The sequence below is a fragment of the Paenibacillus sp. FSL H8-0537 genome (assembly GCF_038051995.1).
In the GTDB taxonomy this organism is placed as follows: domain Bacteria; phylum Bacillota; class Bacilli; order Paenibacillales; family Paenibacillaceae; genus Pristimantibacillus.
This window is the reverse complement of the sequence record NZ_CP150290.1, coordinates 1,982,097-2,002,339: the sequence shown is the minus strand read 5'-3', so window position 1 is coordinate 2,002,339 and position 20,243 is coordinate 1,982,097. Positions and strand designations below refer to the sequence as shown.

Annotated in this window: 17 protein-coding genes and 1 tRNA gene; 5 read left to right on the top strand and 13 right to left on the bottom strand. The window is 46.2% G+C overall.

Annotated elements, in window-relative coordinates; genetic code table 11:
* Nucleotides 1-16: 16 nt before the first annotated feature.
* The 4 genes from clpX to MHB80_RS08390 form a co-directional block, all read right to left on the bottom strand.
* Complete coding sequence (gene clpX / locus MHB80_RS08405) at nucleotides 17-1,273, bottom strand: ATP-dependent protease ATP-binding subunit ClpX (RefSeq protein ID WP_046229405.1); 1,257 nt, start codon at nucleotides 1,271-1,273, stop codon at nucleotides 17-19.
* Nucleotides 1,274-1,296: 23 nt separating this feature from the next.
* Complete coding sequence (gene clpP / locus MHB80_RS08400; protein WP_056039867.1) at nucleotides 1,297-1,881, bottom strand: ATP-dependent Clp endopeptidase proteolytic subunit ClpP; 585 nt, start codon at nucleotides 1,879-1,881, stop codon at nucleotides 1,297-1,299.
* Nucleotides 1,882-2,098: 217 nt separating this feature from the next.
* On the bottom strand, nucleotides 2,099-3,406 hold the full coding sequence (tig, locus tag MHB80_RS08395; protein WP_341281722.1) for a trigger factor: 1,308 nt from the start codon (nucleotides 3,404-3,406) through the stop codon (nucleotides 2,099-2,101).
* Between the two features lie 88 nt (nucleotides 3,407-3,494).
* Nucleotides 3,495-4,484: a hypothetical protein gene (locus MHB80_RS08390; RefSeq protein ID WP_341281721.1), complete on the bottom strand. Its 990-nt coding sequence runs from the start codon at nucleotides 4,482-4,484 to the stop codon at nucleotides 3,495-3,497.
* A gap of 211 nt (nucleotides 4,485-4,695) precedes the next feature.
* Here MHB80_RS08390 and MHB80_RS08385 point away from each other — a divergent pair.
* Together MHB80_RS08385 and MHB80_RS08380 are read left to right on the top strand one after the other, a co-directional pair.
* Nucleotides 4,696-4,769, top strand: a tRNA-Arg gene (locus tag MHB80_RS08385).
* 253 nt (nucleotides 4,770-5,022) lie between these two features.
* The gene (locus tag MHB80_RS08380) at nucleotides 5,023-6,222 is read left to right on the top strand and encodes an acyltransferase (protein ID WP_341281720.1); all 1,200 of its coding nucleotides are present in this window, start codon (nucleotides 5,023-5,025) and stop codon (nucleotides 6,220-6,222) included.
* A 347-nt stretch (nucleotides 6,223-6,569) separates the two neighbouring features.
* Here the strand turns inward: MHB80_RS08380 and MHB80_RS08375 are convergent, their stop codons facing one another.
* From MHB80_RS08375 to MHB80_RS08360, 4 genes are all read right to left on the bottom strand, one after another.
* A complete protein-coding gene (locus MHB80_RS08375; protein WP_341281719.1) occupies nucleotides 6,570-8,141 on the bottom strand; it encodes a trypsin-like peptidase domain-containing protein in 1,572 nt (523 codons plus the stop codon).
* Nucleotides 8,142-8,354: 213 nt separating this feature from the next.
* Nucleotides 8,355-9,614: a TraB/GumN family protein gene (locus MHB80_RS08370; protein WP_341281718.1), complete on the bottom strand. Its 1,260-nt coding sequence runs from the start codon at nucleotides 9,612-9,614 to the stop codon at nucleotides 8,355-8,357.
* 402 nt (nucleotides 9,615-10,016) lie between these two features.
* Complete coding sequence (locus MHB80_RS08365) at nucleotides 10,017-10,151, bottom strand: hypothetical protein (protein WP_341281717.1); 135 nt, start codon at nucleotides 10,149-10,151, stop codon at nucleotides 10,017-10,019.
* Nucleotides 10,135-10,515 carry a hypothetical protein gene (locus tag MHB80_RS08360; RefSeq protein ID WP_341282907.1) on the bottom strand — a complete coding sequence of 127 codons (381 nt, stop codon included), beginning with the start codon at nucleotides 10,513-10,515 and terminating at the stop codon, nucleotides 10,135-10,137. The genes MHB80_RS08365 and MHB80_RS08360 overlap by 17 nt, the downstream gene beginning before the upstream one ends.
* Before the next feature lie 159 nt (nucleotides 10,516-10,674).
* Between MHB80_RS08360 and asnB the strand changes: the two genes are divergently transcribed.
* Nucleotides 10,675-12,522 carry an asparagine synthase (glutamine-hydrolyzing) gene (gene asnB / locus MHB80_RS08355; protein ID WP_341281716.1) on the top strand — a complete coding sequence of 616 codons (1,848 nt, stop codon included), beginning with the start codon at nucleotides 10,675-10,677 and terminating at the stop codon, nucleotides 12,520-12,522.
* A gap of 153 nt (nucleotides 12,523-12,675) precedes the next feature.
* Here asnB and rdgB read toward each other — a convergent pair whose 3' ends face one another.
* The 3 genes from rdgB to MHB80_RS08340 form a co-directional block, all read right to left on the bottom strand.
* Complete coding sequence (gene rdgB, locus MHB80_RS08350) at nucleotides 12,676-13,311, bottom strand: RdgB/HAM1 family non-canonical purine NTP pyrophosphatase (protein WP_341282906.1); 636 nt, start codon at nucleotides 13,309-13,311, stop codon at nucleotides 12,676-12,678.
* Nucleotides 13,311-14,060 (bottom strand): ribonuclease PH, encoded by a 750-nt coding sequence (gene rph, locus MHB80_RS08345; protein WP_341281715.1) that lies wholly within the window; start codon nucleotides 14,058-14,060, stop codon nucleotides 13,311-13,313. Before rph ends, rdgB begins: the two co-directional genes overlap by 1 nt.
* Nucleotides 14,061-14,227: 167 nt before the next feature.
* Entirely contained in the window at nucleotides 14,228-15,289 is a 1,062-nt protein-coding gene (locus MHB80_RS08340) for a GerMN domain-containing protein (RefSeq protein WP_341281714.1), read from the bottom strand.
* Between the two features lie 139 nt (nucleotides 15,290-15,428).
* Between MHB80_RS08340 and MHB80_RS08335 the strand changes: the two genes are divergently transcribed.
* Complete coding sequence (locus MHB80_RS08335) at nucleotides 15,429-15,968, top strand: phosphatidylglycerophosphatase A (RefSeq protein WP_341281713.1); 540 nt, start codon at nucleotides 15,429-15,431, stop codon at nucleotides 15,966-15,968.
* A gap of 601 nt (nucleotides 15,969-16,569) precedes the next feature.
* Complete coding sequence (locus MHB80_RS08330) at nucleotides 16,570-18,396, top strand: APC family permease (protein WP_341281712.1); 1,827 nt, start codon at nucleotides 16,570-16,572, stop codon at nucleotides 18,394-18,396.
* Here the strand turns inward: MHB80_RS08330 and MHB80_RS08325 are convergent.
* Both MHB80_RS08325 and MHB80_RS08320 read right to left on the bottom strand, forming a co-directional pair.
* Nucleotides 18,381-19,370: an MBL fold metallo-hydrolase gene (locus tag MHB80_RS08325; RefSeq protein ID WP_341281711.1), complete on the bottom strand. Its 990-nt coding sequence runs from the start codon at nucleotides 19,368-19,370 to the stop codon at nucleotides 18,381-18,383. The two genes, MHB80_RS08330 and MHB80_RS08325, sit on opposite strands and share 16 nt — an antisense overlap.
* The gene (locus MHB80_RS08320; RefSeq protein WP_341281710.1) at nucleotides 19,370-20,119 is read right to left on the bottom strand and encodes a class I SAM-dependent methyltransferase; all 750 of its coding nucleotides are present in this window, start codon (nucleotides 20,117-20,119) and stop codon (nucleotides 19,370-19,372) included. The genes MHB80_RS08325 and MHB80_RS08320 overlap by 1 nt, the downstream gene beginning before the upstream one ends.
* Between the last annotated feature and the right edge of the window lie 124 nt (nucleotides 20,120-20,243).

Below are 20,243 nucleotides of genomic sequence, written 5' to 3'. Positions count from 1 at the left end.
CGGTGATGAATATTATTTAGGCGCTTTCTTCCTTCTTCTTGCCCTTCTTCGCTGTCAGTTCAGGCATAATTTTGTCCCGAACTGCCTGCTCCGTAACGAGGCAAGTGTTGACATCATCGCGCGACGGAATTTCATACATCACATCAAGCATAATACCCTCAATAATAGCACGAAGGCCACGGGCACCTGTATTGCGCTTGATTGCTTCCTTAGCAATTGCTTCCAGTGCGCCTTCTTCGAAGTCCAATTTTACATTGTCCATCTCCAGCAGCTTCTGGTATTGCTTAACGAGTGCGTTTTTTGGTTCAGACAAAATCCGTACCAAAGCCGGCTCATCAAGCGGCTCCAAAGTCGAGATAACAGGAAGACGGCCGACAAACTCGGGGATAAGACCGAATTTGAGCAAATCCTCCGGCAAAACCATCGACAAGTATTCGCCCGCCTTCAAATCCTTCTGTACTTCGCCAGTAGAATTGAAGCCGATCACTTTTTTGCCGATACGACGTTTGATTAGCTGCTCCAGGCCGTCGAAAGCACCACCGCAAATAAACAAAATGTTCGTCGTATCAATCTGAATGAACTCTTGATGTGGATGCTTGCGACCGCCTTGTGGCGGTACAGAAGCAACCGTACCCTCAAGAATTTTCAGCAAGGCTTGCTGCACGCCTTCACCCGATACATCGCGCGTAATTGAAGGGTTTTCGGATTTACGAGCCACCTTATCAATTTCGTCGATATAAATAATTCCGCGCTCTGCTTTCTCAACGTCATAATCTGCCGCCTGAATAAGCTTGAGCAAAATGTTCTCAACGTCCTCGCCAACATAACCCGCTTCAGTAAGCGAAGTTGCATCAGCAATTGCGAAAGGAACGTTCAAAATTTTAGCCATCGTCTGCGCCAGCAGCGTTTTACCAGAGCCTGTAGGGCCAACAAGCAAAATGTTACTCTTTTGCAGCTCAACGTCTTCGATTTTGCTTTGTGAATTTACGCGCTTGTAGTGATTGTAAACCGCAACTGCAAGCGACTTCTTAGCAAATTCCTGTCCAATAACATAGGAATCAAGAATACCGCGAATATCTTGCGGCTTCGGAATGTCTTTCAGGTCCAGCTCTTCTTCATGACCTAGCTCTTCCTCTACAATCTCCGTGCAGAGCTCGATACATTCATCGCATATATAGACGCCGGGACCGGCAACCAATTTACGCACTTGCTCCTGCGATTTGCCGCAGAATGAGCATTTCAACTGGCCCTTCTCATCGTTGAATTTAAACATGGAATCACCCCTTCTTCAAAATCTTATATCGGCGTGGTAATAACCTTGTCGATCAAGCCGTATTCAAGCGCTTCTTGTGCACTAAGGAAATAATCGCGATCTGTATCGCGGTCGATTTTATCATAGGGCTGGCCGGTACGCTCCACATAAATATTATTCAGCTTATGCTTGGTTTTAAGAATCCAGTCGGCATGGATTTTAATATCCGTTGCCTGACCTCTTACACCGCCGAGCGGCTGATGAATCATAACTTCACTGTTAGGCAGCGCGAAACGCTTGCCCTTGGCTCCAGCTGTCAGCAGAAGGGAACCCATGCTCGCAGCCATACCTACACAAATCGTAGACACGTCCGGCTTAATATATTGCATCGTATCAAAAATGCCCATGCCAGCCGTAACGGAACCGCCAGGGGAATTGATGTACAGATGGATGTCTTTCTCAGGATCGTCGGCCGTTAGAAAAAGCAGCTGTGCAATGATGGAGTTTGCAACATCGTCATCAATCGCACTTCCGAGAAATATAATTCTGTCCTTGAGCAAACGCGAGTAAATATCGTAAGACCTCTCCCCGCGATTCGTTTGTTCGACTACGATAGGTACCAGATTCATCCGACCAACCTCTTTTCGTTTATGGCTTAATTTCCAACTTTATTGTAACACGCCAAAAGCTCACTGTCATTTTTCACTACTACCTTATGCGAACGGCGATGCTTGATATGTACGGAGAACTGCCCCGCGCTTAAATGTACCATTATGTAGTTTGAAAATAAGGCACGTGGGTAGACGTGCCTTATTCTCAGGTTAATGCTTATATTCAGTTGATTAATTAAGCTTCTTGAACTGCTTCAACGATCTTACTGTTGTCATTCAAGAGTTTGATTGTTTTGCGCAGTTGAACATCTTGCTTCAGGCTATCGATGTTGCCGTTTTTCGTGAACAGTTCACGAAGTTCTTCAACTGGACGGTTGTAAGAAGTCGACAGTGTTTCAAGCTCAGCTGTCAAATCCTCGTCTGTAATCTCGATGCCCTCTGCTTTAGCAATAGCTTCAAGAACCAGGTTGTTGCGAACGCGTTTAGCTGCATCGCCTGCCATTTGCTCACGAAGCACGGACTCGTCTTGACCAGAGAACTGGTAGTACAGGTCCAGCGTCATGCCTTGCATGCGAAGACGGTTTTCGAAATCGCGAAGCATGAAATCCACTTCAGTATCAACCATCGGCTGAGGAATTTCCACTTGCGAAGCTTCGCTTGCTTTTTCAACGATTTGAACTTCAAGCGCTTGCTCTGCATCTTTAGCTTTCTTTTCTTTCAGCTTGCCAGCAAGATCTTGCTTGTACTCTTCAAGCGTATCAAATTCGCTGACATCTTTAGCGAACTCATCGTCAAGAGCAGGCAGGCTTTTGCGTTTGATTTCGTGCAGCTTCACTTTGAAAATCGCTTGCTTACCAGCAAGGTTTTCAGCGTGGTAGGTTTCCGGGAACGTTACTTCAACATCTTTGAAGTCGCCGATTTGCATACCAACTACTTGATCTTCAAAGCCTGGAATGAAGGAATTCGAGCCCAGCTCCAGCGAATAACCTTCGCTTTTACCGCCTTCGAACTGTTCTCCATCTACATAACCGTCAAAATCAATGACAGTTGTATCGCCGTTCTCAGCTGAACCTTCATCAAGAACAGTCAGCTCAGCATGGCGTTGCTGCAGGCGCGCAAGCTCAGCAGCGATTTCTTCTTCGCTAACTTCTGTGCTTGCAGCTGTAACTTCAAGGCCTTTGTACTCGCCAAGCTCAACTTCTGGCTTAACGATAACTTTAGCTTTGAATTTGAACGTTTGGCCTTTGCCAAATTGCTCAACATCGATTTCAGGACGGTCAACCGGCTGAAGATCGTTTTCTTCGATTGCGTTTGTGTAAGCTTCAGGCAGCAAAATGTCGATTGCATCCTGATACAGGCTCTCTACGCCAAAGCGCGATTCGAACATGCCCCGTGGAACTTTACCTTTACGGAATCCAGGAACGTTAACCTTTTGAACGACTTTCTTAAACGCCTCATCCAGTGCTACTGCTACTTTCTCAGCACCAACCTCAACATCAATAGAGATGAGGTTCTTGTCTATTTTTTCCCAAGTTGCTTTCATTTTATGCTTTCCCCTCCAAAAATACGCATACATCCGTAGATTTCACGTTTCATAAACCATTCTATTATAATAGTATTGAGCTTTTTAATCAAGGCTCTGGATCTTCATCCCCTGGTTGCTGTACAACGGCCACCTGACGAAGCGTCCGGCAGGCCTGTTCGTAACGGAATCTAAGTGCTTCTGTAATGCCGTATGTATCACGAATATCATCATCATTGACGGTGCCGTATACGGTAATTAACAAAGTCTGGTGCAGCGCTCCTGCGTAGCAATCCACCGTCTCCTCATCATCCCGCAGCATCCAAGTGTAAGCGGTCGTGCCGTATAAAAATTGCAGACTGTCTTTCCAAAGCTCTCTCGCAAAATGTGGAAGCGATGGATCATCCGCCTCCGTAATGCTCTCCACGCGCTCCAAAATGCGGTTGACGGGCTGTGGAAAATCATCCATTGCAAGCGGCGTCGCGTCGATCTCCAGCTCTGCCTGCTCGCCTAGCCGCTCCATAACGAGCCGTCCGGTCGCTCCTCGCTTGCGCAAGCATTGCAGCGCCTTGAACTGCACGATAGGATGAACGTCTGACGCTGTGGTGAGCCACTGTGAAATGATATCATTCACCTCGGTTGCCCGAATGAATACCGCCCGCTCCAGCGCTAAAATCTGCTGATCAATCATCGGGTGATGCTTCATAATGTAGAGCACCTGTTTCACATAACCTTCATCCTGCTCAGCAGGATTGAGCAGATCTTCACGTATCGCTTGCTCATCGGCTTCCTGCTCTGCTGGATTTAAAGCCTCCTCTTCACCAGGAACGCGATATTCCGGAAAAGCCATATCGAGCCAGGAAAGCAAGCTTTCCCATTCCTCATAGTGGCGCTCGTCCTCGCCTTTGCAGGAAAGCAGGAACTGCAGCAGCCGCTTGGCTTCACCATATTGCTCGGCTTCAAGCATCCGGGTCAATTGAATTTGATACTGATCCAACATTCGCGGGAACAAATACACGTTTTTTCCTGTGCCTTCATTATGCGAGTCATTGGGAGTTGTAATGGTACCACCACCTTGTCGGTCAAACTCCAGCTTCATCTGTCCATTGCTTGCGATAGATTATACCACGGAAGCGAGCAATATAAAAATATACGTTTATCCAGCAGCATAATTATAAAAAAAGCTTGCCCTGCTCATTGAAAATGTGTATATTAATTCATGTGGCTTTTTTACCCAAATATTTTCAAGCAGAAACATAAAATTGCCTATTGCGTAAATACAGGCCGCCATGCTATACTCATTCTTACGTGTCCCAGTAGCTCAGCTGGATAGAGCAACGCCCTTCTAAGGCGTCGGTCGGGAGTTCGAATCTCTCCTGGGACGTATTTCAATCAATAAGTTTATTGAATTGCAATTTAGTTAAGGGCTATCTTAAAGTCATGAAAATGACCTCAGGATAGCCCTTTTTATTTTCTACTGTAAGAACTGTAGGAATGGCTTAATTTATATACGCCTCAAGCAAGCACTTACATAATATGAACTCAACAAAAATATATGGTTATCCCATTCCAGCTTACTTCCGTATAACTTTAGAGTATAATAAACATATAAAAAGATAATTTTGGAGGGACTTCTTTTGAGGGTTGCGAATTTAACAGATCTATACAGATTAATCGGGTGCTTTGCAATTATTTGGTTTCACAATTCGTATTACGGTTCAATGTCTCCTGATCAGCAGAGTATTATCGACCAAGCTAAGCTTTTTGCATTTTGTTGGGCAATGCCCTTTTTTTATGTTGTATCAGCAAGATTTGCTCTCAAATCATTCAATAAAAAGCCGTTGATGATATTTACGAGAGTTAAAGAAATTGGACTTTTATTACTAGCATATGTTGTCTTGTATGATATTCCAAACTACATATTTTATGAAGGCTATTGGCGTTATCCGTTTCATTTGTTTTTAAGCGGAACCGACGTAAATTCTATTTTAAAGGATGGATTCAGCACCCTGAAATCAGGTAACTATAGCCCCGTTTATTATTTATATCAATTAATAATTATATATAGTTTTGCATTTGTTGTATCAATACTTATAAAAAAAGGTGGGTTTATAAAACGACTCACAGTTTTAGGGCTTACTCTTATGATTTTTTTAATTACTTTTGTAGATACCACGAAAATGGAGTCGATTAGTAACCTTTTACAATTAAATAAATTAGCTTTAGGAATAACTGTTTTAGCCTTCTTGTATGAAATTAGCGGGATCTCTAAGCATCTCCCAACCATTAAGCTTTCTTCCCCTATAAAATTAGTATTCATTTTATTTGTACCTTTAATAGCAATGGGATACGTATACGGAATTTTAAAAGGTGGGGAATTCTCTTCAGTACCCTTAAAAGCTTCTTTACCGATTTGGCTATCTCTTTCTTTCCTTTTCCTTGGTGATATTTATAGTAAAATTGAAATTCCTTTTGCCTCAAAATTATCTACTCTAGGGCAACGGTACTCTTTAGGAGTATTTCTATTACATTTCTTCGTTTTCATTTGGATTAATAAATTAATAGACTATGCTACAAAGTTAACAGATTCCAATATTAATAACCTCAGCTTATTTATTACTTCTAGTTTACTTGGCTTTTTAATTAGTTTGCTGATGACAGCTATTCTTAATAAATTTAGAATCTCTTCTTGGTTAGTATCCATTAGAAGTAAGCATTCTGAAATTGATGAAAAAATGAATAATATTCTTCTTGCATATTTAAAACACAGGAACGACTCCAATTCAGATCCTTTCATTTCAAAAGTGAAATTGAGTTTATCCGACAAAAACAATTAGTAATTAGACTTTTGAAACGTGCGCTCGCTGCTTTTTGATATTCAATCCAAAAAAGAGTAACTCCTCCACGAGAGAAGTTACTCTTTTCAAATTGTCGAGAAACCCTACGTCTCATCTCAAGACGTTCAGAACGAATACCGTAGAAATACCCAGAAAGATTATCTTGAAAAGAACAAGCGGATCAATGATCTTACGCCCGTTATCATTTGAAAACAAATTAACGCGGTGTCGTGTTAAGCTAAATATTTATAAAAAAAGCTGTCGATACTTTCTCGACAGCCTGAGAGCGGTTTCCCAGATGAGGATCCATTCCTTTGTTTTTACTATCTATAGCGAGACAATGCTCACTAAATTCGGACGCTTATAAAGTCATCATCACCGTATAAATCTAAAGTATAATACATTTTCTTTTCTTTAAAATCAACCGTTCCAAAAATAAAATTATGGAATACGCCATAACCCGAGCCTTCCCTCTCAATAGAATCGGCAGGGAACTGGCTAGGATACGTTTTGGAATAAGTGGCGAGATACAATCCGATAAATGCGCCTTCCACCTTCAAATTATCATAAAGCTCTTCAGAAATGTAATACATAATATCCGGTATAGACATATCATCCTTTTTCTGAAGCTTCATCAAATCCGAATAAACAGCAGTATCGTTAATTACTCCGCCAATTATAATATTTTTTTTATCCTCAGCAAGCGAAGCAAACCATGTAAACTCAAATTCCAAACCTTCATAGGTAATGTAGCTATATTCATCATTTAGAAAATTCTCAATTTGTTTCACCGTAGCAGCTTGAGTACTTCCAGACGTTGATTCTCCTGGCGCGGCAGCAGTATAAGATTTAGATTGCTGAGGCTTTTTCAAAAAAGTGCTCACATCTGTTGAAGGAATAGCTAGATTGATGGCTGCAGAGCTTTCTACAAGCGCAGTTGTAATGCCTACCAGCTCGCCTCTCAAGTTAAACAAGGCTCCACCGCTGCTCCCATGATCGATAGGCGTAGAAATTTGGATATAATTTTGGCCGTCAACCGTTCTGTTCTTCGTACTAACAACGCCTGAAGTGAGCGAGTTGGTGAAACCAAGCGGGGACCCGATTGCCACGACAGATTCGCCCAATTTCAGCTTGGAGGAATCGCCAATCGTAACGGTTGGCAAGTTCAAATTAGACGAATCTATTTTGATCAAAGCCAGATCTCTATCCTTATCGGCATTTAAAACAGTGCTGGATTCATATTTCACTTCATCACTTGTATAAATAACCGCTTTATGAGCGCCTTCAATAACATGATAATTGGTTATAATTTCGCCCTTTGATCCGACAATAACGCCGCTTCCGCTTGCGATTGCTTTATTATTTTGATCAACTACCTCAATATACACAACTCGATCGGACAGCTCGCCTATTTGTTCAATCGTCATATCTTGCGTTTTAGCAGGATCAGTTGGAGTTGGAGTTGGTGCCGGCGTAGTTGTAGGAGTTGCCGTCGTTGTACTGCCAGCATTCAGATATATTTTTTTGCTTTTCACTTCAATGCCATAGCCTAACGTTTCACTTACAAAACGAAGCGGCACATACGTTACACCCGATATCGACTTAGGAGCCACATTCAATTTAAAGGATGCCCCATTTGAATAGGCTACCGGATTATTAATTGTTAACATAATTTCTGTATTATCTTTCTTCGCATTAATCGTTTTCGTCTTGCCATTGTAGCTAATGGTTGCCCCTAATGCTTCAAACAAATTGCGGAAGGGCACAAGCGTAGTGCCTTCACTAACAAATGGAGAATTACTGAATGACAGCTCTGTACCATCCAAATATACTTTCCATTTCCCTTCTGCTGCATAACTTGTTGTAGCACTTGGAATAAATAACGAAATCATAAGGATAAAAAATACTATTTTCTTCACTGCAAACATCCCTTCAGTTTATATGCTTCCTGCTTATTGAAGTATATTACAACAATGCCACGCAAGTAAAAGATTATTTTTTAAAAATAAATAAATTTTACGAATTATAGAATTCATTATTTACTTACAAAAAGAAAAGACACCACTTCTTCCCCAATTAACGGGAGAAATGGTGTCTTTCATTCCTACTCATTCGATTATAGCAACGATTTACTACTGTCTTTCAACGGTAAAGCCATCTTTCTCAAGCAGCGTCACGATACCGTCAGGACCCAACATATGCAATGCCCCTACTACTACAAAATAGGTCGATTTATCAGTACCGTTCAAAAATCCTTTTACTTGATTCGTCATACCAACATTACGGTCTTTAATCAAAGCATTGTAATATTCAGGCTCTTTTTCAACTTCTGCTGTCAATGCAACGAGTTCATCGTCGCTGCCACTTACCCACATATCGGTTAAAGCATCGATGCCTGTAGGCTCCGAAGTTGCTGGCTGGCTTACTGCATCAAGAGTTTGAACCAATTGCTTCTCCTGCAATTCTTTTGAGAAACCTTCAAACATGGACAGTTGACCCTCTGCTGTCTCAAGAGAAATGACAGGAACATTCGCTTTATTCGCTTTTTCTGTGAAATAAAGATCTATGCCATTGCTAGTATTGTAACCAGTACCCTGCATACCCATCGCAGTAATGGTTTGTGTTACGATCCATGGCTTATAAGGATCAAAGGTATTTTCCGGCAATTTATTTGCTTTCAACAGAGCTGTAATTTTTGCATATGTCTCCGCCGAGATATGATCCTTGAGCGTCGTACCATCCGAGTAAGTACCCAATTTGTTTGCATAAGCCTGCAAGGCTGTAGGATCAAGCTTTGTCAAGTCAACCTCTACCGCCAGATGCTGTGCTGCTTTGAATGCCTCTTCAATTTCCGGACGAAGCGGATACATGCTGTCTTTCGCCACATGAATCGAGCCAAGCAGGTAAACTGTATTGCCATTTTTTTCTACTTTCCACAAGAAGCCTTTGCTGCCTTCGGCATTAACCTTAATCGTAAAGGTAATCGTGCGAAGCGCTTTGCTCCAGTCTACTTGATAGCCAGTTGCCTCGCCAATGAAGCGAAGCGGAATGTACGTTACGTTTTTGATTGTTTTTGGAGCTACTTCAAGCTGTTTTTTCTCGCCGTTGACCGTAGCCGTTTTGTTGCCAATTTGCAGCGACAGATCTACGCCTTCTTTGGTAGCGGTTACCGTTTGCGTGCTTTTGTTCCACACGACCTTCGCATCAAGCTCTTCCAAAATCGGACGCATTGGCACGAGGGTGCTGCCCTTTTCAATAACAGGCTCAAAATTGTCAAACTTGACTTCGCTGCCATTAATAACGACGCTTATTGGCTTCTCAGCCGCATGTACAGGAGTAAACAGGGAAAAAGCTACAAATAATGACATGAGTAAAGCACTAATTTTTTTCATTTGGACTCCTTATAAATCAGTAGTAGTAGAGAAGAATGCTGCTTGCTCGTTTTAAAAACTCCCCCCTCCATATTCTGCAAACGAACTGCAGCAAAGCTGCCACGACCGTGCGTTTTGCTGCATGGATATATGCAATCATTCAATCTCTCTTGGTAAGTTTACCCTCTACACCCACAGGTTTCAATACCTGCCTTCACTCGAATTGTAAATTAATTCCATATTTATGCAAATGAAAATAAAAGGCTTACTTATATGAAACAAAAAGCGAACGCTTACTGCATTGTAACCGCCTTATCGGTTCGCTACTTGACGAATCCATAAGACGAAGCAGTAAAGCATTCGCTATTCGTTTATAAAAAATAGTCGCACACAGCCTCAGTCCAGCTAACATCAACAAATGGCTTATCTTCGGTTGCCGCCACGATTGCCTGTCGGGTTATTTTGTGCATCATGCTTGGGATTTTTGTCGACAACCTGCTCGGCAAACTTCGGGTTCACCTCAAATTTCTGGCTTTTATCCTTAGGTGATTGACTCATCTTCTGATCCCCCTCCCATCGTCGCCTCATGAAGCGGCAGTCCCATCTGCTTAATATGGAGTTTCGTTGCTTCTGTGCCATACTCATGCAATAGCCCATAAATTTGCACAATTAAAGAATCGTACCCGTAATTCATTTCTTCATCACTGGCTGGGCTGAACGGCGTTTTGGCAAAATGGAACGTCTGCAATTCATCCATGCTCGAAAGCTCCTCAAATAGCTCCTGCAAGCGGATAAACTCCCGTTCGTTTGCCATAATCTCCAGCTCATAGGCTGCAGCGCCTTGATCCTCAAGAATTTGCCCTGCCTGGACGGATACATAATATTTTCGGCGGGTATGATCTAATTCATCGCCTTGTCTCATATGCAAGCTGACACTCCCTTCCGAATTAATGCCATAATCACAGCTGCTTGCCGCGCCGCCATCCTTAGCTTCCCCAGATGGACAGACATTTTATGCCTTTTTTCAGCATATGACTATTATTATCGCGACTGGAGTCCTGCAAAGAGAGGGATGAGGGCAATGTGTGGAATAACCGGCTGGATTGATTGGACGCGCGATCTGACCCAAGACAGCAGCATTTTGGAAAAAATGACAAAAACACTTGAGCTTCGCGGCCCTGACGCCTCTGGCACATGGATATCAGCGCATTGTGCGCTTGGACACCGGCGGCTCAGCGTTATCGATCCGGAAAATGGCGCCCAGCCGATGATTCGGCGCACCGAAGATGATGATTTATTTGTCATCGTCTATAATGGCGAGTTATACAACGCAGGAGAGCTGCGCAAGGAATTGGAGGCGGCTGGAAGTAAATTTACAACGACATGCGATACAGAGGTGCTGCTCCATGCTTTTATGGAATGGGGCAAAGCTTGCGTAGAACGCTTTAATGGCATCTTCGCCTTTGCGATATGGAATGTGGAGGAGCAGGAGCTTTTTTTGGCCCGTGACAGACTTGGCGTCAAACCCTTGTTTATCAGTCAGGCAAACGGGCTATTTTTGTTCGGATCAGAACCAAAGGCGATTTTGGCCCATCCTGACGTGCTGCCGGAGGTTGGCGCAGAAGGGCTTGCCGAGCTGTTTATACTTGGCCCTGCGAGAACGCCCGGTCAAGGCGTCTATAAGCATATTACCGAGCTGCTGCCAGCAGAGTGCATGACGGTGTCTCAAGCGGGGATCCGACGAACAAAATATTGGAGCCTCGAAAGCTCGCCCCATACGGAAAATGTTCAAGAAACGGCCGAGCATGTCCGCGACCTGCTTCGTGATACAACCGAGCGCCAGCTCGTGTCGGATGTCCCGGTGTGCACCCTGCTGTCTGGCGGACTGGATTCCAGCGCCTTGACGACGCTTGCGGTGCAATATTATGAGCAGACAAAGCAAGGAAGCGTCCATACGTTTTCCGTTGATTATGCGGATAATGCCAAGCATTTTAAGGCTCATGCCTTTCAGCCGAACAGCGATGCCCCATGGATCGAGCGGATGACCACCTACCTTGATACCATCCATCACCCGGTGCAGTTTGATACGCCGGAGCTGGTAGCCGCTTTGCGCGATGCCACCTTCGCCCGTGACCTGCCAGGCATGGCGGACGTCGATGCTTCGCTGCTTTTGTTTTGCCGTGAAATCAAAAAAGAAGCGACCGTCGCCATTTCTGGTGAAGCGGCCGATGAAATTTTTGGCGGCTATCCATGGTTCCACCGCGAGGATGCGCTGAATGCGTCCACCTTTCCATGGTCGCTCGCCTCTGATATGCGCGCGAGTCTACTCGCTCCGGATGTAAAAAAATGGATTAAGCCGCTTGATTATATCGGCGACCGCTATGCCCAAGCGGTTGCAGAAGTGCCGCATCTGGACGGCGAAAGCGCAGCTGTGCGAAAAATGAGGCAAATGTCATACCTCAACATTACCCGCTTCATGCCAACGCTGCTGGACCGGAAGGACCGGATGAGCATGGCTGCGGGACTTGAAGTGCGCGTCCCATTTTGCGACCACCGGCTCGTGCAGTATGTATGGAATATTCCATGGGATATAAAAACATCCGGTGACCGCGAAAAAGGCATTTTACGCAAGGCGCTCCGCGGCGTATTGCCAGACGACGTGCTGACACGCAAAAAAAGCCCCTATCCGAAGACGCATAATCCGAATTATTTGGCCGCTGTCAAAGGGCTGCTGCTTGACGTATTAAACGATTCCTCTTCCCCGCTGCTGCCGCTCATTGATGTTAAAAAAGTGCGCGAGCTCGCCGAGTCCGCTGACGCCAGCTCCAATATTCCCTGGTTCGGCCAATTAATGTCCGGCCCTCAGCTGTTCGCCTATTTGTATCAAACGAACCTTTGGCTGAAGGAGTACGGCATTACCATTAAGTAATCACAATTCTAGGTTGAATCAAAATAACGCCTTGTCGCCGTCAATTAAATATATATAAAGCCTACGAATCCAGATTACACATTGGATTCGTAGGCTTTATTGTTACTGCGCTGAAAGCTGATCTACATTTTGATAAACCCTATGCACTCTGAATTAAACCAACTTCGGCAAAAGTTTCTTCAGCGCATTTCCGCGATGGCTGATCTGCTGCTTCTCTTCCTTGGACAGCTGCGCCATGCCGCGAGCAAGCGTTGGCAGCCAGAACAGCGGGTCATAGCCGAAGCCGCCAGCACCGCGCGGCTTGTCCATAATAAAACCATCAACCGTTCCTTCGGCTTCCATAAACTCGCCTGTCGCTGGATCATACAGCGCCAGCACACATACAAATTGGGCACGGCTCAGCAGCCTTGTGCCATCCTCCAGCGCCTCAGCCGCTTCTGTCAGCGCCAAACGGTTCAGCTCAGCAAGCAGCTTTGCATTATTGGAGCTGTCTGTAGCCCCTTCGCCAGAATATCTGGCCGAATATACACCAGGAGCACCGGCAAGCGCCGCTACGCTCAAGCCGGAATCATCGGCGAGCACCGGCACCTGAAACGCATCCCCAGCCGCCTTGGCTTTAATTCGCGCATTTGCCGCGAAGCTATCCCCATCCTCCACAATATCCGCAAAATCCGGATATTCATTCAGGCTGACTACACGCTTGCCAAGCTTGGCGAAGGCATGGGCAAATTCCTTGACCTTGCCCTCATTTTTCGTAGCAATCAGAATGATCTCGCTGCTCAGCTCCATCATTTCTCTGCTCCTCCTCCGATCAGCCCCGCTGCTTCCCCAAGCACCTCGCGCTGCTTAGCAATCAGCTCAGCAATGCCGCCTTCTGCCAGCTCTAGAAGCTCACTCAGCTCCTTGCGTGAAAATGGCGCATCCTCCCCTGTACCTTGAAGCTCCACAAATTGGCCGCTTCCCGTCATCACGACGTTCATGTCCACCTTCGCCTTGGAGTCCTCGTCATAAGCAAGGTCAAGCATCGACTGATCCTGAATAACGCCAACGCTCACAGAAGCCAAATAATCCGTTATCGGATATTTCGCAAACGTTATGTTCGTGGATAATTTATTTACTGCCAAACAAAGCGCGAGAAAAGCGCCAGTGATCGAGGTTGTGCGCGTACCTCCATCTGCTTGAATAACGTCGCAATCCAGCGTAATCGTTCGTTCTCCAAGCGCCTGCAAATCCACGACAGATCGCAAAGCTCTGCCAATGAGACGTTGGATTTCCATTGTACGGCCTGTCAGCTTTCCTTTAGCCGATTCCCGATGATTGCGCGAATGGGTTGCTCTGGGCAGCATCGAATATTCCGCCGTAATCCAGCCTTTTCCCTGATTTTTCATAAAAGGAGGCACACGCTCCTCCACACTTGCTGTACAAATAACTTTCGTTTCTCCGACCTCAATCAGGACGGATCCTTCCGCATATTTATTTACGCCGGCCGTAATTGTAACCGGTCGCAGCTCATTTGTTTGACGTCCATCTGTTCTCATCGTCATGCAGCCTCCTAGCTATGTTTCAACACAATACTACCCATTTTACCAAAGTAAAACTAGAAAAGCATCCGAAACCGCAAAAAGAGGGCGCATATACGCCCTCTGCCCTCTCCTTGCCCTGAAGCTATCACATCAGACACCAACCCATTGCTTATATTACCCTTTTATGACTTCATCGCATTCACATGATGCGGTCTGCCGACTGGCTCGCTGTAAGAAGTATTTTGATCATCCACAACGTTCGCCTCGCCATTCAACCGGATTTGAACTTTGGCTGCCCCTGTATTCTCCGTCACAGATAGTACAACAGCCTGCAGCATTTCAGCTGGGGCATTTTGGCCGCTCTCATATGCGGTATCTTGAAGATCTACCGTTACGGTATCATCCTTTTGCTCTATGCTTGTAACCTGAATGTCATTCGTCATCACACCATTCAGCTGTTTGCGGTTAAGCGGACCGGCTATCAGCTCCTCCACCGCTGCTTTCACCGTCGATTCGGGCCTTGCGATCAGCCTTGTAACGGGCACATAATATTGCTCTTCGTTGGACGTTTGTGAGGAGAAATACAGCGTCACTGGTGTTGAATAGGCCGAGCTGACGCCATCCGCTGTTTCCAGATTAATGCCGACTGAGCGAGTAAGCGGACGGTCCAGCGGGAAACCATCAACCGGCATTTCGCTCAGCTTGCTTCCCTCGTACCAGAGCTCCACCTTTTCAATTCCTGTCATCGCCGTCAGCGTCCACGTGATCGCTTCAACGATCTCCCGCTCTTTCGTTGCCGTATAATCTGCAAAAGGAGCGGAAAACTCTACTGTCGCCAGCTTCAACTGCGGATCAACATGGTAGGACTTAATTTGAGTACCTTGTGGAATCACCGCCTGAAAATCTTCCGGCAATTGGCTCGCATAAGCGCCGCCATCGACCATCATTTCCAGCGCCTTCTGCCCGGCTGTTTCTTTGCCGCCAAGCGTCGTAAGCAGCGAGATTGGTGCAAGATACCCGTTTTTGTCCTCCAAGTAGACGGTCAATTGCGTTTCTTCCCCTTGTGGCTTTACGCTGCTTGTCTGTCCTGTATTCGTACCGTCAATGACGTTGGTTGATTCCGTCTGAGGCGGGTCAATCTCCTTGCTTGTCTCCGTTGAAAAAATCCCGCACCCTGCGGTCAGCAGAGGCACAACCATAACACCGCTTATCGCGGCAAGGCGAATCCATTTCGTTTGAACCATTTTATTTTTTCCTCCTCTAGTGATTTTTGCCGCATGCGGCTTTGTACAACTCTCATTTTGTAGTAATATGTATACGAGCCCTTCCCCGTTTTAGACCAGTTTTGTCCACAAAATTACATCCAATAAGGGGGACACCAAGATGACAACACCACAACCATACAGCTTGAACAGCCGCAAGGTTGCCGAGGCGACGGAGGAGTGGCTTGTTAAGCGCGGCATTACGAAGATCGCCGTGGCCCAGCTCGTGCATTTTTTGCAAAAGGATTATTTTCCTGAGCTAACGATCGATGAATGCATCGTAAATGTTGACGCCGTTCTATCCAAGCGCGAGGTGCAAAATGCAGTGCTCACTGGCATCCAGCTCGATATGCTGGCCGAGGAAGGCAAGCTGCTGACGCCGCTTCAGGAAATGATCAAAAACGATGAAGGACTGTACGGCTGCGATGAAATTCTCGCCCTGTCCATCGTCAATGTATATGGAAGTATCGGCTTCACAAACTTCGGCTATATTGACAAGCTGAAGCCCGGCATACTGAAAAAGCTTAACGATAAATCGAGCGGTGAAGTCCACACCTTCCTCGATGATATTATCGGTGCCATTGCGGCCTCAGCCGCAAGCCGCATTGCCCATCGGAAGCAAGCGGAGCGTGAAGGAGCAACTAATCCCCCGCTCGATTAAAGTCGGATATTTAACGAACAGGCGCCGCGTCTTACCCAAGACGCGGCGCCTGTTTTATGACTATCGACTAGCCCGTTAAAGGGCAGATGCACCCTTTAGATACACCTCATGTCCCCCTTCTGCCCTCAACCACCCAGCATTCTCTTTTCAGCTTTACAAGCTTTTTCATGAAATAATATCCGCTTTTTTTTGCTTTACGCTGTTATCCCCTTAGCTCAGAATTTGGGCTTGCCTATGCAACTAAACTTTTCTGAGCTGAGGGGATAACGCCTCAAAGCAAATAAAAGAGCAACCATACAGGATGATTTCGAATCATGATTTTTGAAAATAAGGCAATAATCATTCCTACCGCAAGCTACACCTCGCGCCGCTAAACAGCATTTAATTGTAATCGCTTACATGGTCAAAAGGGAACCTTTCCGCCTCTTTTCAGCTGAAAACGAGATTTTACAAACAGCATGCTGGAGGACTATGATCATGCGGAGAGATTATGCAGCTTTTTTTTCCATGGTGAAATAACTTATAACAGGAGATAGTAGCAATAACGTGCTCTGCAAAATTACCTTAGACTTTTACGACTAACAGCTGGCGGTGACCTGAAATGATGACTATTTTAAAACGGCTTTTAATCGGACGGCCGCTCAAATCCAATGAATTGGGCGATCAGAAGCTGAACAAGCTGAAAGCGCTGGCTATTCTTTCGTCGGATGCTCTATCCTCCGTTGCCTATGGACCCGAACAAATTTTGATTGTGTTAATAACCGTAAGCGCTGCTGCGTTCTGGTATTCCATCCCCATTGCCGCATTCGTGCTCATTTTGCTGCTGGCGCTCATCCTGTCTTATCGGCAAATTATTTTTGCCTATCCGCAGGGCGGGGGCGCGTATGTCGTTTCCAAAGAAAATCTCGGCATTTTCCCTGGATTAATTTCAGGCGGCTCCTTGCTAGTAGACTACATATTGACGGTAGCCGTCAGCGTCTCCGCTGGAACCGATGCGATCACATCGGCATTTCCCAGCCTGCATGAGCATAATGTGTTGATTGCTGTTATTTTCGTCATTTTAATTACGATATTGAATTTGCGGGGTGTAACCGAGTCGGCCTCCATTCTCGCTTATCCGGTGTATTTATTCGTCCTTGCGCTGTTTATTTTAATTGGGGCAGGTATTTACAACATTGTAAACGGCCACGTGCCGCCTGAGCTGCATACGCCGATTGGCACGCCAGTTGCAGGCATTAGCTTGTTCCTGCTGCTGCGCGCCTTTGCTTCTGGCAGCTCCGCGCTCACAGGAGTAGAGGCCATTTCCAATGCGATACCAAACTTTCGCGACCCGGCTCCCCGCAATGCTGCAAAGACGCTGGCATCGATGGGCATATTGCTGGCCATTCTCTTCTCTGGCATTGTGTTTCTGGCCTATTTTTACGGCATTAAACCGACGGCAGAAGTTACGGTTGTTTCGCAAATTGCTGAGCATACTTTTGGACGGCATTTTATGTATTTCTTCATTCAGGGCACAACGGCGCTGATTTTGATTTTGGCAGCAAACACTGGCTATTCGGCCTTCCCGCTGCTTGCGGTGAATTTGGCTAAAGACAAGTTTATTCCGCGGATGTTTACGGTCAGGGGCGATCGCCTTGGCTATTCCAACGGCATTATCAGCCTTGGCGTGCTGTCCATCCTATTAATTATTGCTTTTGGCGGTCAGACCGAGCATTTGATTCCGCTTTATGCAGTCGGTGTGTTCATTCCATTTACCCTGTCCCAGACGGGAATGATCGTAAAATGGGTACGCCAGAAGCCGAAGGGCTGGGTCGTGAAGCTGCTTATTAATTCGGCAGGAGCGCTCATTAGCCTAATCGTCACGATGATGTTCTTTTTGACCAAGTTCGCTCAAGTATGGCCTGTGCTCGTGTTTCTGCCGATTATTATTTATGTGTTTCACCGGATTAAAAAGCATTACAACGCCGTCGGCGAGCAACTGCGGCTCACAACCTGCGAGCCTGCCATGACGATTGAAGGCAATGTATTGATTTTGCCTGTGGCCGGCATGACGCATGTTGTTGATAATTCCATTGCCTATGCGAAGTCATTGTCAGTGAATCAAATTATCGCGGTGTATGTGCCGTTTGAGCGAGAGGAAGGCGAGGCGTTCGAGGAAAAATGGAAGGAGTGGCAGCCGGACATACGGCTCGTTGTGCTGCATTCGCCTTATCGTTCTGTCATGCAGCCGCTGCTGAAATTTATTGATACGGTGGAGCGCAAGGCAAGCCAGTCGAGCTACCGCGTGACGGTCATTATTCCGCAATTTATCCCGAAACGCGGCTGGCATAATATTTTACACAACCAAACGAGCTTTATGATTCGCGCCCTGCTGCTGCACCGCAAAAACGTCGTCGTAACGACCGTTCCCTATCATTTAAAAAAATAAATAACGCCCGCACGCTCCGTTCGCGATATGTTGCCTGACAGCTCCAGCTCATACAAATGGGCAAGCGTCTCGGCCATTGCAAAACGGTGCTGATGCGGGCTTTGTTGTACCCGTGCACCGAAAGATCGTTCACACACCTCAAAGCCTGTGAGCGGCTCCTGCAGCATCATTCGCATTTGCTCCAGCCGCTGCACATGATGCTGCTTGATTTCGGCGATCCGGCTGGCAAACGTAGTAAATGAATCATAATGACCTGGAAAAGCGCGCTTCACCTCGTATTCGCTTAATCGATCCAGACTTGCCAGAAAATCGCCAAGCGGATTTATCTCCTCACCTGGCATGATGCTAATATTAGGGGTAATGCGCGGCAGCACCTGATCGCCGCATATCATCCATTGTTTATTTGCTTCATAAAAGCAGAGCTGGCCATAGGCATGTCCTGGCGCATCTAGCAGCTCCCACTGCGAACCGCCAAGCATAAGCGTCTCTCCAGCCTCAATATAAATGATTTGCTCTTGCTGCGGCTGCGGCGAAACTTTTTCATGAAAGCTGCTAAAGTTGCTGCTAATTTCATCTATATCGTGCTGCGGCATGCCATGCAGCGCAAATAAATCAGCAAACTCCTCTGTCATTGTGCTGCCCTCTCCCCATAACCGTTTGGCATAGTTATGGGCGCGCCTTGACATCAATACTGGCGCGCCGCTTAGCTCGGCAAAATAGCCCGCCAAACCGTAATGATCGGGATGCTGATGCGTGAGGATGATGCGCGAAATTTGCTCTGGCGCAAACGAATGGTCCGCAAACACCTCTCCCCAAGCCGCAAGCGTCTCCTCCGTTCGAAGACCAGGATCGATAAGTGTATAACCCCCCGCAGGCTCAGTAAATACGTAGCTGTTTACCGTTTTTAGTGCAAAGGGCAGCGGAAGCTTCACTTGCAGCAGTCCATGCTCCCATTGCACCGCTTGAGCCGCCATTACGCAAGAGCCCTTCCGAGCATAATGAGGCGCGGCGAATTCAGCTCATCAAAGGCTGAGCCATCGACATTGCCGAATGTTTTCTCCAGCACAAGGCCTGCCTCGGCGAAAGCCCGCTCAAACCACGTGAGCGAATACAGGCGAACCTGCTCATCATAATGGCGATTTTCCGCCTCATTGCTGCTTACGGCAATTTCGATATGCTTTTTGACCCAACCATCCTCAATTTTACGCTGCTCGCGAATGATCCAGCCTGTAGCTGCATCCTTGCGCTCCGATGCCGCAACGAGATTACGCTCGACATAAGCCGGATTCAGAAAATCAATTAGAAATGGCGCGTTTGGCTTCAGCATGCGGCGAATTTCCCGCAGCACCTGTACGTTCTCTTTTTCATCTGCAAAATAGCCAAACGACGTAAATAAATTAACCGTCCCCTCAAACGTACCCGATTCGAAAGGGAGCTGGCGCATGTCGCCTTGCACCCAGGTTACGCGCTGCAACGCATCATGCTTCCTTGCTTCGCTAAGCAGCGGCTCAGACAAATCCATCCCTGTAACCTCGTAGCCGCAATCCGCCAGTGCCAAAGCATGACGACCCATGCCGCAGCCAATATCCAGCACCTTTGCTGTAGCCGGCAACTGGAGCCACTGCGCCATCAGTTGTACTTCCTTGTAGGCATTATCCCAATCCCGATGCTTATAAACAACCATATAATCGTTTCCGAAACTCTGCTCAAACCAGTTGGACATATGTATTCTCCTCTACCCTAGCAATTCACTTCTCATCCCTTCATTGTACTGCACTTTATGCTGCTTAGGCAAAAGGATACCCTGTAATGTTTCACTCCAATGGGTATAATTACTGGTCGCCTGG

Coding starts and splice junctions, on each gene's coding strand:
- clpX (WP_046229405.1), bottom strand. CDS start 1,273: ATGTTTAAATTCAACGATGAGAAGGGCCAGTTGAAATGCTCATTCTGC.
- clpP (WP_056039867.1), bottom strand. CDS start 1,881: ATGAATCTGGTACCTATCGTAGTCGAACAAACGAATCGCGGGGAGAGG.
- tig (WP_341281722.1), bottom strand. CDS start 3,406: ATGAAAGCAACTTGGGAAAAAATAGACAAGAACCTCATCTCTATTGAT.
- MHB80_RS08390 (WP_341281721.1), bottom strand. CDS start 4,484: ATGAAGCTGGAGTTTGACCGACAAGGTGGTGGTACCATTACAACTCCC.
- MHB80_RS08370 (WP_341281718.1), bottom strand. CDS start 9,614: ATGAAAAAAATTAGTGCTTTACTCATGTCATTATTTGTAGCTTTTTCC.
- MHB80_RS08365 (WP_341281717.1), bottom strand. CDS start 10,151: ATGAGTCAATCACCTAAGGATAAAAGCCAGAAATTTGAGGTGAACCCG.
- MHB80_RS08360 (WP_341282907.1), bottom strand. CDS start 10,515: ATGAGACAAGGCGATGAATTAGATCATACCCGCCGAAAATATTATGTA.
- asnB (WP_341281716.1), top strand. CDS start 10,675: ATGTGTGGAATAACCGGCTGGATTGATTGGACGCGCGATCTGACCCAA.
- rdgB (WP_341282906.1), bottom strand. CDS start 13,311: ATGGAGCTGAGCAGCGAGATCATTCTGATTGCTACGAAAAATGAGGGC.
- rph (WP_341281715.1), bottom strand. CDS start 14,060: ATGAGAACAGATGGACGTCAAACAAATGAGCTGCGACCGGTTACAATT.
- MHB80_RS08340 (WP_341281714.1), bottom strand. CDS start 15,289: ATGGTTCAAACGAAATGGATTCGCCTTGCCGCGATAAGCGGTGTTATG.
- MHB80_RS08335 (WP_341281713.1), top strand. CDS start 15,429: ATGACAACACCACAACCATACAGCTTGAACAGCCGCAAGGTTGCCGAG.
- MHB80_RS08330 (WP_341281712.1), top strand. CDS start 16,570: ATGATGACTATTTTAAAACGGCTTTTAATCGGACGGCCGCTCAAATCC.
- MHB80_RS08325 (WP_341281711.1), bottom strand. CDS start 19,370: ATGGCGGCTCAAGCGGTGCAATGGGAGCATGGACTGCTGCAAGTGAAG.
- MHB80_RS08320 (WP_341281710.1), bottom strand. CDS start 20,119: ATGTCCAACTGGTTTGAGCAGAGTTTCGGAAACGATTATATGGTTGTT.